The sequence below is a fragment of the Kiloniella majae genome, from assembly GCF_002118315.1.
GTDB lineage: Bacteria > Pseudomonadota > Alphaproteobacteria > Kiloniellales > Kiloniellaceae > Kiloniella > Kiloniella majae.
This window is the reverse complement of record NZ_MTSZ01000003.1, coordinates 326,696-339,145: the sequence shown is the minus strand read 5'-3', so window position 1 is coordinate 339,145 and position 12,450 is coordinate 326,696. Positions and strand designations below refer to the sequence as shown.

General features: G+C 44.3%; 11 protein-coding genes, 1 tRNA gene, 1 pseudogene and 1 riboswitch. Of the genes and pseudogenes, 8 read left to right on the top strand and 5 right to left on the bottom strand.

All coding sequences use genetic code 11. From position 1 onward, the window contains the following. The first annotated feature begins 54 nt into the window (after positions 1 to 54). Positions 55 to 768, top strand: a pseudogene (locus BKB51_RS21100) (sulfite exporter TauE/SafE family protein). Positions 769 to 821: 53 nt separating this feature from the next. Here the strand turns inward: BKB51_RS21100 and BKB51_RS11140 are convergent. Then, positions 822 to 896: transfer RNA gene (locus BKB51_RS11140), tRNA-Val, on the bottom strand. A 98-nt stretch (positions 897 to 994) separates the two neighbouring features. Then, on the bottom strand, positions 995 to 1,351 hold the full coding sequence (locus BKB51_RS11135) for a response regulator (protein ID WP_085901480.1): 357 nt from the start codon (positions 1,349 to 1,351) through the stop codon (positions 995 to 997). A 186-nt stretch (positions 1,352 to 1,537) separates the two neighbouring features. On the opposite strand from BKB51_RS11135, the gene BKB51_RS11130 reads away from it, so the two are divergent. From BKB51_RS11130 to BKB51_RS11115, 5 genes are all read left to right on the top strand, one after another. After that, on the top strand, positions 1,538 to 2,485 hold the full coding sequence (locus BKB51_RS11130; protein ID WP_085901163.1) for an N-formylglutamate amidohydrolase: 948 nt from the start codon (positions 1,538 to 1,540) through the stop codon (positions 2,483 to 2,485). A gap of 378 nt (positions 2,486 to 2,863) precedes the next feature. After that, positions 2,864 to 3,037, top strand: coding sequence for a hypothetical protein (locus tag BKB51_RS20750; protein WP_158090211.1), 174 nt, complete (start codon positions 2,864 to 2,866; stop codon positions 3,035 to 3,037). 81 nt (positions 3,038 to 3,118) lie between these two features. Further along, a complete protein-coding gene (locus BKB51_RS11125; protein ID WP_085901162.1) occupies positions 3,119 to 4,006 on the top strand; it encodes a transglycosylase SLT domain-containing protein in 888 nt (295 codons plus the stop codon). A gap of 86 nt (positions 4,007 to 4,092) precedes the next feature. Next, positions 4,093 to 4,307, top strand: a riboswitch (cobalamin riboswitch). 36 nt (positions 4,308 to 4,343) lie between these two features. After that, the gene (locus BKB51_RS11120; RefSeq protein WP_085901161.1) at positions 4,344 to 4,688 is read left to right on the top strand and encodes a hypothetical protein; all 345 of its coding nucleotides are present in this window, start codon (positions 4,344 to 4,346) and stop codon (positions 4,686 to 4,688) included. 200 nt (positions 4,689 to 4,888) lie between these two features. Continuing rightward, positions 4,889 to 6,235 (top strand): MATE family efflux transporter, encoded by a 1,347-nt coding sequence (locus BKB51_RS11115; protein WP_245813267.1) that lies wholly within the window; start codon positions 4,889 to 4,891, stop codon positions 6,233 to 6,235. A 48-nt stretch (positions 6,236 to 6,283) separates the two neighbouring features. On the opposite strand, the gene BKB51_RS11110 is transcribed toward BKB51_RS11115, so the two are convergent. The 3 genes from BKB51_RS11110 to BKB51_RS11100 all read right to left on the bottom strand — a co-directional run bounded on the left by BKB51_RS11110 (position 6,284) and on the right by BKB51_RS11100 (position 9,459). After that, complete coding sequence (locus tag BKB51_RS11110; RefSeq protein WP_125911826.1) at positions 6,284 to 7,861, bottom strand: sensor histidine kinase; 1,578 nt, start codon at positions 7,859 to 7,861, stop codon at positions 6,284 to 6,286. 20 nt (positions 7,862 to 7,881) lie between these two features. After that, positions 7,882 to 8,664, bottom strand: a complete 783-nt coding sequence (locus tag BKB51_RS11105; RefSeq protein ID WP_245813266.1) for a response regulator transcription factor — start codon at positions 8,662 to 8,664, stop codon at positions 7,882 to 7,884. Positions 8,665 to 8,754: 90 nt separating this feature from the next. Further along, a complete protein-coding gene (locus BKB51_RS11100; protein ID WP_085901159.1) occupies positions 8,755 to 9,459 on the bottom strand; it encodes a hypothetical protein in 705 nt (234 codons plus the stop codon). 550 nt (positions 9,460 to 10,009) lie between these two features. On the opposite strand from BKB51_RS11100, the gene BKB51_RS11095 reads away from it, so the two are divergent. Together BKB51_RS11095 and BKB51_RS11090 are read left to right on the top strand one after the other, a co-directional pair. After that, on the top strand, positions 10,010 to 11,137 hold the full coding sequence (locus BKB51_RS11095; RefSeq protein WP_085901158.1) for a glycosyltransferase family 4 protein: 1,128 nt from the start codon (positions 10,010 to 10,012) through the stop codon (positions 11,135 to 11,137). A gap of 10 nt (positions 11,138 to 11,147) precedes the next feature. Then, a complete protein-coding gene (locus BKB51_RS11090; protein WP_085901157.1) occupies positions 11,148 to 12,437 on the top strand; it encodes a 3-deoxy-D-manno-octulosonic acid transferase in 1,290 nt (429 codons plus the stop codon). Positions 12,438 to 12,450: the final 13 nt, after the last annotated feature.

Here is a 12,450-nt window from a genome sequence, read left to right as displayed (position 1 = left end):
ATTCGATCGTTCTTCCTCCTCAATTAGGTGCATAAAAAACGCTCAAGGTGCAAAATGGAGCCCTACATTTTTATCACCATCGCCTTTGTAGGCTCCCTGATATCTGCCATCTTTGGTCTTGGTAGCGGATTTATTGTTCTTTCTCTTGGGTCGCTTTTTATTCCCATAAAAGATTGTATCGCACTGACAACGATCCTGTTTATGGCATCAACTTTCACGAAAACGATTCTATATCATCAGTATATAAACTGGCGACTTTCAGCCATCATCGCCTTGGGAAGTATCCCTTTTTCCTAGTTAGGTGCTGAGACACTAGCCTCAATAGATCCGGAACCACTTCGCCCCCTATTAGCAGGATTTATTATCCTCAGTGTTATCATTAACAGCCTTGGAATAAAGCTATCCCTGCCAAAAAGAACTTCTATCGCTCTCGGCACTGCCGCTTTATACGGATATGTATCCGGTCTCCTCAGTAGCGGAAATCCCATCAAGGCACTAGCGCTGGATCGTATGGGGTTTGAAAAGCAATCTTTTATCGGTGTGATGGCAGCAACTGCACTAGGCGTTAACATTACCAAATTAATCAGCTACTCAGGTAATAACATACTTCGGCCTGAGCATTATCCAATTGGCGTAGCCTTAATAGTTATCTCAATAGCTTCGGCCTTAATCGGCAAGAAACTTATCCATGGAATTGAAAGCGACAAATACAGGCAGGGCCTGTCTATTATTCTTATCTTCTCTGCAATAACCTTGTTTTTTAAATAGGAATGGTTAGTCCTTGAAAGCACAAAACCCCAAGGTTTCCCTTGAGGTTTTCATGGTGGGCGTAACTGGGATTGAACCAGTGACCCCTTCGATGTCAACGAAGTGCTCTCCCGCTGAGCTATACGCCCTATATCCGAAAAAGCGCACTTTAACGTGCGTTTCTTGGTGAGACAGGGAAGTATCAAACTGCCATATGTTTGACAAGCCCTTTCACAAAAGTTTTCTGCTACAAAAGTACTTTATTAACCTCAGTAATTAAATCCCTTAGATGAAATGGTTTTGACAAAACCTTCTCGCCTTTAAAAGAAGGATCGGTCTCCTCCATCAGGATTCCTGAAAAACCGGTAATGAACATCACTTTGATATCCGGCTGGTGAAAACGGGCAATCTTAGCCAACTCAACACCGCCTTTTTCCGGCATGACCACATCAGTAAGCACCAAATCAAACCGATGAAAAGACAGTGTTTCTTCAGCCTCTAGGCCATTCGCAGCAGAGATCACATTGTGTCCGGCCCGTTCCAGCGCACGGCACAAGTAATAGCGTAGATTATCATCATCTTCTGCAAGAAGAATGTCAGCCATCAAAAACGGTACATCAACCAAACAAAGTTCAAAAAAACTCTCGACACTCCGTTACCATAGCATCAAGAATAGATTTAAGCTTATACAACAAATCACTGCCCGTAATCAAAAGAGCGATATGATAGCCACACCACATATAAACAAATCAGAATCCATTTCATTTATTGGGCTATTGACGATCACATCATGACTTACGATCTTAATGAGATGGCTGAACATATTTCAACAACGCACCAAAATGCATCTACAGACTTCAAGCAAGGTGCTGTCAGGGAGACAGAATCTTACAGATTGCACTTACCCGAGCAGCACACATTACCCGTCGTCCTGTCTTCACCCCACAGTGGTAACAACTATCCTGAATCATTTATCAAAGGCTCAAAGTTAGACAGCCACAATTTACGTAGGTCAGAAGATTCTTTTGTTGATGAGCTTTTTCAAAATGCGCCAAAATTAGGGGCCCCCTTACTCTGTGCCCTCTTTCCGCGTGCTTTCGTTGATGCCAACAGAGAACCCTTTGAACTTGATCCCCACATGTTTGAAGATGAGCTCCCCAGCTATGTGAATACAAATTCCCCCCGTGTTGCCGTAGGCTTGGGAACTATTGCCCGTAATGTTACAAGCGAAACACAGATTTACAAAGACAAGCTGACTTTTGCCGAAGCAAAAGACCGTATAGAGCGATTTTATTGGCCTTACCATCAAGTGCTTCGTCAGCTTGTCGACACCACGAAACGCAAGTTTGGTTATTGCATTATGATTGATTGTCATTCGATGCCCAAACTTACGACACAAGCTAACGACATAAGCTCAAGATCTTCATCAGTCCATTTTGTTCTTGGGGATCGCTTTGGCAAGGCCTGTTCAAGAGCTGTCACAAAAACAGTCGAAGATATTCTGGAACAGAATTCATACCGCGTTCTCAATAACAATCCTTATCCCGGCGGCTTTATAACTCAGCATTATGGCGAACCAGCCTTGGGAATAAATTGCCTTCAGATTGAAATATCCCGCACCCTTTATATGGATGAAGATAAAATTGAACGCCGTCCAGATTTTGATGATATTGCCTCATTAATGGATGATATCATTTTTGCCGTCGGCTCCATCGAAGCAACGGCACTTGATTACTGAAAACCACATTGCTTCCTGTGACGACATTACGGTAAAAATCTCCCCCTATTCCAAAGTACTCAAGTTGGGTATTTTTTGCCGTTTGACCTTCTGGGCAGGCGTCATCACATTCCCGCACAAAAAAATCTAAAGCCGCCACGTAAATAAATGTACTCAGAGGGCATGTCTTCATCCATAGCACTTTATCTTTGTACGTCTCCCCTTAATACATTGATAAATAAATAAAACATCACCCGCCTCAAGCGCACATCACATAAATTACTATATCTGCACTCTCTTTAGAAAAACTTGAAATATAGCTCTACCTCTATTCCCTGCAAAAACTGGCCTTAAAATTGCTTATTATAATTTCAAGAGTAATGGAAACTGGAGGAGAAAATGTTCGATCATGAAAGACGTCAGGATTTTCTAATTCGCAAAAATCAAGAGCCAGTTAAAATCTTGGCGATGAAAGAAGAAAATGTTGGGAAATTTATCAACCGTGTAACACGCAAATTTCCAGATGAACGTTGGGAGATTTTACCGCGCATGTTGCCAATTCAAACTGACTAGGAAGTTAAACCGATGAAGAACCCTACAACGTAGGTTATTCATCAAATCCTTCAGATGCACCAGGGAAAGGAGTAAAAGATCATGCCACGCAATCTGTTAAAATCGCTTGTGCTCGCTGTTGGTGTTCTGACATCAGTTAATGCTTTTGCTCAATCCCTTAGTGCAAAAAGCAATAGTGATATCTGTGCAGATATTATTACGGAAACGGAAATCCAGAAAAAAATTCCCCTTCATCTTCTAAGAGCAATCTCACTAGTTGAATCAGGCAAATGGGATAAGGAAAAGGGAAGCAGAGTGGCGTGGCCATGGACAGTCATGGCAGAAGGAAAAGGACGATATTTGCCGACGAAACATGCTGCAATTGCCGAAGTAAAGAACCTCAAGGCAAAAGGCGTGAAAAACATCGACGTCGGCTGCATGCAGGTTAATTTGTATCATCATTCCAAAGCATTCAAATCATTAAACGACGCTTTTGATCCCCATAAAAATGTTGCTTATGCCGCCAAGTTCCTTGTTGAGTTACGTGGCAAGTCCCCCTCCTGGACGTCAGCAGTCGGCAGGTACCATTCCTACAATCAAAAATACAGCACCCCTTATCGTCGTAAAGTCTTGACCGCTTGGCGTGATGAAAAACACCGCATCAACAAAGAGCTTCGTCTCGCGGCCCTAGAGAAAAGAGCAAAAGATAAGATCGCAAAACAGCAGGCTAAAACCCAAAAGCAAGCAAGAAATCCAGGGGGCGTTGCGGTTTCTCACCTTAAAACAACAAGCACAACATCTGCTTTAGGTGTAAACCTTCCAAAGTCTAGCTCACGGAAAAAAGCTTCCCCCGCAACAGACGTACCTTCTGAGGTCACACAGAAAACAATTACGCCAAGCTCATCAAAAGTACAGGTTACCTCTCCTCGGGCAACTGGGCGTTCGATTGCCACAAGGATTCTTTTTGAGAAATTTGACGTACAGTCCTAGAATCCGGCCCTAGAATTCTGCTGAAAACAAGCCTGATAGAAACATCGAATTGAAACAATTGACACATCCCCTTTTTCTAAAGTAGCTTGAGTTTAAATCGCGAGGTTCCCCCTGTGGGATGAAAAGGGAATTTGGTGAAGTCTTGTGGCGTATTTCCATATGACTAACTCCAAAGCTGCCCCCGCAACTGTAAGTGATGAGATATCATCTTGTGACCCACTGGCCAGATAATGGGCTGGGAAGGAAGGATAGATATTTATGATCCACGAGCCAGGAGACCTGCCATCGCATTTATCAACCATTAACCCGGGCGGGGTGCACCGGAGGAGAAAATGCTATGACGAGTCACGCCTCTACTCTATCTTTCGCTTCTGCGATTGTTTCTTCAAACTCAATAAATGATCCCAAGTCCATTATTCATCAAATGCTTATGATGGATGAAGAAACGAACACGCCACCAGAAGATATTATCCTCGCTTGGGTTTTGAGCCTTCCGAATGAACTCGACCCTGCACTGGCTGCAACACAGCTATTGTCACACTATGAAAACATCGTAGATCAGACAAATAAAAGTACTTTAAAGACGATAATGTTTCTTAAACAAACCGCTGAATTTCCAAGATCACGGCTGGCGGCGACATCCCGCCGGGGGTCCAGATACAGGCGTAGATTACACTCTTGATACTATGCAAACTGACCAGATCTTCTCAACGCTGGTTTGGCGGTATGAAGTCAGAATATCAGCAAGTCCTGGTCGCAAGCCTTTCAAGGCATTTAGCTTCGTAAATTACACAGGATAAAAATAAAGGTACGAGAAGCATGGGGCTTGGGATATAAGTCAGTTTAGATCTTCCATCCCCTTAAGCTCAAAGTACTGAACTATTGATTAAACTGCCTGCGCATTACAAACATATCCTGGCCTTAGCCACCCCACTGATACTATCCAACTTAACAGTCCCACTCCTGGGGGCTGTTGATACTGCTGTGGTGGGGCATTTACCAGATCCTGCCTATATTGGTGGCGTTGCCGTGGGTGGGACAATCTTCAGCTTCCTCTTTTGGGGCTTCGGATTTTTGAAAATGGGAACGGTCGGTTTCACCTCCCAAGCTTTTGGCGCAAAAAATATACCAGAACAACAGGCCGCATTCCTGCGTCCTATGTTACTCGCACTGCTGTTTGGATTGTTACTCATCCTATTGCAATCCCCCCTGTTACAGCTATGCATAACATTGATTGACGGCAGCACAGAAGTACAGAAGCTCGCATTTCAATACAGTACCATACGTATATGGAGTGCCCCTATTGCCCTGTCCAACTACGTCATCATTGGTTGGCTTATCGGCAAGGGCGAACCTAAACTCACCTTCATTTTGCAGATCATAATAAATTCTGTGAATATCCTTCTAGATCTGGTTTTCGTCATAGAATTTGAATGGGGTGTAGAGGGCGTTTCCCTGGCAACAGTAATTGCAGAAGGTGTTGGTTTTGCTGTGGGCTTGTGGATTATTCTAAAAAAATCTGATTTTTTCACTAACACAATTGATTGGCAGAATGTTTGGTTGCGTACTCATATTCTTGCCCTGTTCACAGTGAACCGAGACATCTTTATCCGTACCCTGTGTCTCATATTTGCTTTTGCCTATTTCACACGATTAGGCGCAGGTATGGGAGATGAAATTCTCGCCGCCAATGCTGTTTTAATGCATTTTCTCTATTTCTCAGCTTACGGATTGGATGGTTTTGCCCACGCAGCAGAAATAACCACAGGGCACGCAAAGGGACGAAACGACAACAAAGAATTCAGAGAAGCCGTAAAGGCCAGTAGTGCCATGGCTTTCTTGACAGCAATCCTGTTTGTCGCACTTTTCTATCTTTTCGGACAACTTATAGTTAATCTATTCACAGACATTCCAGGTGTTAAATCAACCGCAACCAGCTATATTTACTGGCCTATTATTATGCCCCTGATTAGCATTGCAAGCTTTCAGTTTGATGGCATTTTCATCGGCACGACCCGTACAGCAGATTTGCGAAATGCCATGATACAGTCACTGATTATTTTTCTAATCAGTACATGGCTTCTTGTTCCAATATGGGGAAATCACGGGCTATGGCTTGCGATGACGATCTATATGGCCGCACGCGGCATAACGCTTCTAAGATACTATCCTGCCCTTGCGGCATCAATTGGTCATAGAAAAACTGAAATAAAATCCGTTGAAATCTAATCTTATATAAAATCAGCGTTTGGGTAGATATTTGTTACCTAACGACAATCACTCGCCATTTTGCGGAAGAGAAACAATAATAGAAAGTCCACCATCCTGACGGTTTTCAGCCCGGACATATCCCCCAATTGCTTCTACATTCCTGCGAACAATCCAAAGACCAATCCCCATGTGATTAGAAGCTCCAACGCCTGCACTTTGTTTGACACTTTCCTCAGTATCCTGCCCTACTTTTTTAGGCCGATAAGAAACGTAGCGCTCGAAAATACGTTCTAATTCGCTTTCTGGCACACCCGGTCCGCGGTCACGAACAGCCAGCTCGGCTGTCTTCTTGCCATTGATTAGATCAACGGTAACCGTCGTGCCACGGGGGGAAACCTCAAGCGCATTATCAATGATATTCTCAAGAATTGTTTCCAGCATATCCTCACCAGCAAGGACAGAAATTTCATGATCTATCGAACTTTGTAGAATTACCCCCTGCTGAGAGAAACTCACATTATAAGCCTCGAGCATCCTCAACAAGAGCGCAGAAAGATCAATATTTTCTCTGGGAGGATTTAGGAGTTCGGCAGAAGTATGTTCAAGATGGCGAGCCGTCGAAACCAGATTTTCCAGACGATCAAGAGCCTCTTCAACAACCTGCAAGGCACGACGCCCTCTTTTATTCTCGGTTTCTACCGTCTTGTTCAATGGTTCAAGTGCTTGCCTGATAATTGCCAGCGGCGTTTTAAAGGCGTGCGCATTATCTTCTGCAGCCCGACGAATTGAATCAGATGATTCCCTTAAGGTATGGGTCATCCGATCAAATTCATGAGCAACAGGTTCCAGTTCCGGAACTTTGTTACTCATCATAAAACTACTTTTATCAACGCTTCCTTCGCGGATCCCCCGAGCAAGATCCCGAAAACGCATCAAATCACGCCAAACTGTAAAAACAAGAATGGTAAGAATAAGCGCCATACCAAGGTAAATTGCAGCTGCAATCTGAACCTCGAGCGTTTTCCAATAAGGCTGCCCAATGGACGATCCAAGAAAAACTTCTGCCGATTGCGTTGCGATAACCGCCCAACATCCTGCATCCGTTCTGATTGCCGTCATCGAAGTCAAAAGTTCTTCAATTCCGCTGGGCCTAAGGTGTCTTATCGCCATAGGTCGCTCAATCAAACAGCTGGCTGTCAAGTTGTCAAAAACCCCTTGAGCAACCAGTGTCTCGCGCTCTTTACGCAATTCATCCGCAGAAAGTCGCGGTTCAGAAGCAACAAAGAATACGCCCTGCACACCTTCTTCGCCAGCAGGACGAAATAGAACTTTAATACCGTTGCCCTTGGTCGCGATACGCTCAATCTCTTCGGGTAGATCGAGCAGAATAGATGGATCTGCACTCTCTAGCATTGGCCGTAAACTTTCGGCCATAAGGCGTCCCTGTTCACGCACAGCAGTCAAAACGATATTTTGGCGATCCAGATCAGCCTGACGAAACTCTTGATACAAAAGAGCCGGAACAGCAAAGAACACCAAAAGCATAATAACAAATTTAGCAAACAGCGAATGTACGGCCCGGCTCAACCGCGACCGTCGCACTTTTTGTTCACTGCCGTTTATTATCACGCTCTGGTGCTTCACGATCTAACCTTTGGGTAAAGTTAAGCCGTGCCTGACGGACCATCATTCCGCCAGCGATAGCCAAATCCGGGATAGTTTTCAATGTGCTCGAAGCCATCATCAATTTCCCGGAATTTTTTACGGATGCGCTTTATAAACGATCGAACATTGGCTTTGTAACCATCCGTGCCGTAACCAGCGACAAAATCCTTACCATGGACAAGATCATATATCTGGCGATAGCTAACATCATTCCCTATACCCGTGGCAAGGAAGCAGACAATTGCAAACTCTGTGAGCGTCAGGTCAAGCTGCTCCCCTTTCCAGTAAGCGCGCATAATGTCTTCACGGATCTCAAGATCACCAATACGCGAAGACAAGGGGTTGCCGGAATCCTTTTCGTCGGATTGAGCAGAAGAACTGCCTTTTGTGCCTTCGGCAATCAGCCGCAATCGTTGTAAAATAATCGGCAAGCGTCTGGATTTATCTATGAAATCAACAGCTCCCCAGCGAAGGGCAGCTTCTTCGTAAATCTCATCACTCAACATCGTCAGAAAAATAACGGGGTTGTTCATACGCGCTTCACGTAAACGACGAAGAACAGCCAAACCATCGAGCCCAGGCATACGCCAATCCAGAAGAATTGGATCAAGAGAGGGTTCGTTCAGTAAATAACTCAAAACGTCAGAGCCATTATCAAAATCAATAACGTTAAACCCTTCTTCGGAAAGGTTCAGTCCAAGAGATTCCCGGAAAAGATCGTCATCATCAACCAAAATAACGCGCGGACTTGTTGTCTCAACTACTGTCGTCGCTGCCATCATTTTCTATCTCCTGCATTCACATTCATTACTTTCGAGTGGTCACACACATCATAAATTCTTTGAAGAATTTCCTGCTCAACTCAATTTGCCTCATGAATCAGGCAACAAACTGTCAGGAACGTCCTTTTTTGAAGATTTTGGATCTTCCATTATTTTTTGAAAACAAGCTTGAACGACAGCATGATCCTCATCACTGATTGCGCCAGGCTTTAACGGAGACGTACTTTCCGTCAGCTTTTCATCATCGGCCTTAAGCGATGTAACTTTTGAAACAGTATCCCCATTCAGGCCACTTTCATAAGCCAGCACCCTATAATCCCCAGCCTGATCAAGTTTCGGATAGAAGAAAATCTGTAAGCTGCAAGCCTCAATATCATAGCCCCAAACACGGGCAGGATAAACATCCCTGATCCACACAGGCTGTCCCAATTTCTCCCGAACCTGAAGAAACGACATACCAAGCAGCTCGCTAATTTCAGGCGTAACCAACAGTGATTTTTCTGAAATATCCTGATCGGATTGCAGAGCCAGCAGCTCTTCTGCTGTTTCTGGCCTATCCGGTATATCATCCGGTTTCCAGTTTGGCTTTGGCACCTCAAGCTCGGAAGCTATCTGCGGTTCGTGCGCAGCATTACCGCGTGCGGCAATCTGAGGTTCAGCAGGCTTCTGTGCATCACTCGCAGTATCTTTGCTTGTAAAAAAGCCACCTTTACCTGGAAAATTACTACATCCAGCTAAAAGAAGCATCGTTACAAAGAAAAATGGATAACGAAGCGATCCCCCGATCCTGTTCATTCCTAGATGACATCCCAGCATAATTGTCTCGTAGCGCGAACGCTGACTATCCCTTATCGACACAAACCTTCCAAGGCTTGTGTTCATTTTGTGGTCAAGACTTAATCGATGTTAAAATAAACAACGGATAAGCAATAAAAGCTGCCTGATAACAGTACGTAAAGAATAACCTCCCCTCAGAAACCTCGGCAAGGATTTCATCAGATTACAAGAGGATAACAAGAGCCCCTCTTTAATCACAAACGATTGGCATCATAAACGATAGAATCATTGATGACCACGGAAAGGCAATTACGCTAAAGTTTCTTTATAGGCCTTAAAAATGTCATTTTAAAGGAAGCGCCAAATCAAATAGCAATTATTTGAGCAAAGGAGACAACGAGAAGTACATAGAATTAACGCTTTCAATCATTGCACCACTCCAAATAAGTCGGTATGTCAGTCAGTCTATTTTGGAAATAATTTTACTAATGCATTTCCGTATAAGCTCGACAACTATATGATGCCCCTGTCCGGGTATGTTTTCTCAGAATTAATCAGCAGGAACCGAATGAAAATCTGCCAAATTTGCGCTGTCGATTTCTCGCTTTACCACATGCTTCTTCCTCTTATGAAGGGAATGCGGGATGCAGGACATGAAGTTGTTGGCGTATGCAGCGACGGCCCGTTGGTCGAAAAAATTCGTGCTGAAGGCTTCAGAGTTGAAACCATCGAGATTGAAAGATCTCTCAATATTTTCTCGCACACCAAGTCCTTTAGCAATCTGACCCGTTTTTTCAAAGATGAAAAATTTGACCTGGTTCACACACATACACCTGTAGCATCCTTGATTGCCCGCTTTGCTGCCCGCGCGGCGAGCGTGCCCCACATAGCCTATACAGCGCATGGTTTTTATTTTCATGAAAATATGCCCGCGGTGAAGAAAAACATATTTGTCAGTCTCGAATGGCTTGCAGGACGTTTTACAGACACCCTGTTCACTCAAGCCGAAGAAGACGCTGAAACGGCAAAAAAGCACAAGCTTTGTAAGAATGGAACAATTGTTGCCATTGGTAATGGTATCGACGTTAATAAATTTTACCCCGCGTCACCTAAATCCTACAGAAAAGCACTCCGAACAGAACTGGGGGCAAAGGATGACGAAACTGTTATTTTAATGGTTGGGCGTCTGGTCCGGGAAAAAGGTTATGTTGAGCTGATTGAAGCCATGAAGAAGGTCAATGCAACATTGTGGATTGTGGGGGATCGCCTCGAAAGTGATCACGCTACTGACATTGACGATGCTATGATACAAGCTAAAACCGATGAGAAATTAAAAAAGCGCATACGGTTTTTAGGTTATCGTGATGATGTGAACCAGATCATGCGTGCAGCCGATATCTTCACACTTCCTTCTCACCGCGAAGGGATGCCACGATCAATTATCGAAGCCATGATGACTGGCCTCCCTGTCGTTGCAACAAATATCAGGGGATCTAGAGAAGAGGTGGATGACGGGAAAACTGGTATTCTTGTTCCCGTAAATGAGCCTGAAAAGTTGTCTGATGCGCTTTGCAAACTCGTAAATAGCCCTAAGCTACGCGAAACTATGGGCACAGCAAGCAGAGAACGCGCTTTGGCTCTTTATGATGAGCAGAAGATAATCAAAACCCAACTCAAGCTTCTAAACCTGAACTAAGGCAAAGTGCATGACAACATTACGCACAAAAATTGCCATGGGTTTATACGCTTCCGTTGCGACCCTCATGACGCCACTTGTTAAATATCATCTGAAGAAACGTATAACACGCGGCAAGGAACATCCTGTTCGTTATACTGAAAAGCTCGGCTATGCTTCCCAAGCAAAACCCAAAGACAAATTAGTATGGATACACGGAGCATCTGTTGGAGAATCTCTCTCGATACTCCCTTTACTCGAGACTTTTCATAGCCTGAGACCTGATTTAACATTTCTTGTAACAACAGGAACCGCAACCTCGGCACGGTTAATGGAAGAACGGCTGCCACCTTACGCCATTCACCAATTTGTACCTGTTGATTTGCCATTGGCCATAGGTAATTTCCTTAGAAACTGGCGCCCAGATATTGCTTTGATTATTGAATCAGAGTTATGGCCAAATATGATTTTTCGAATTAAAGCCCACGGCATCCCCCTTATACTTCTCAACGGGCGCATGTCACAAAAATCTGCAAAATCCTGGGCAAGAGCATCGTTTTTTATTGGAGATTTACTCAATCAGTTCGACTTGATCCTCGCCCAATCCTCGACAGATGCACGTCGCTTTAATGAGCTTGGCGCGCCGCACGTTAAGAAACAAAGCAATCTTAAGTTTGCTGCTGCTCCTCTAAGCTATAAACAGGGTGATTTCGAAGAGCTTTCAGCACAGATCGGAACACGGCCAGTTTGGTTTGCCAGTTCCACCCACAGAGGAGAAGAGGTTTTTCTGGCAGAAGTGCATGAAAAGCTGAGAGAGAAGATTCCCGATCTTCTTTGCATCATTGCCCCTAGACACCCAGAACGTGGCTCTGAAATTCTCAATGAGTTTCAGGGGAAAAACCTCCCCCTTAGCCTGAGAAGTGAAGGCAACCGTATAACAGAAGACACCTCCATCTATCTTGCTGACACTCTGGGCGAGTTGGGGCTTTTTTACGCCCTCTCGCCTGTGGTCATTATCGGAGGATCACTGTTACGGAAAGGCGGGCAAAATCTTTTAGAACCAGCAAGACAGAACTGTGCCATCATCTGCGGCCCTGAAATGCAAAACTTTGAAGAGATCTGCAATGAAATGGTCGACAAGCATGCCATAATAAAACTCTCACAGACGGAGGATATTATAGCACAACTGGAAGCACTCTTACTCAACAAGTCCCGCCAACAAAAACTGGCACAAAAAGCAGCCCGTTATGTAAAAGATCGCGGGCAAGAAATTAATGACGTGGCCAACGAAATACTACAAAAGCTTCCGCCCAACGAATAGATCACTATTTAGA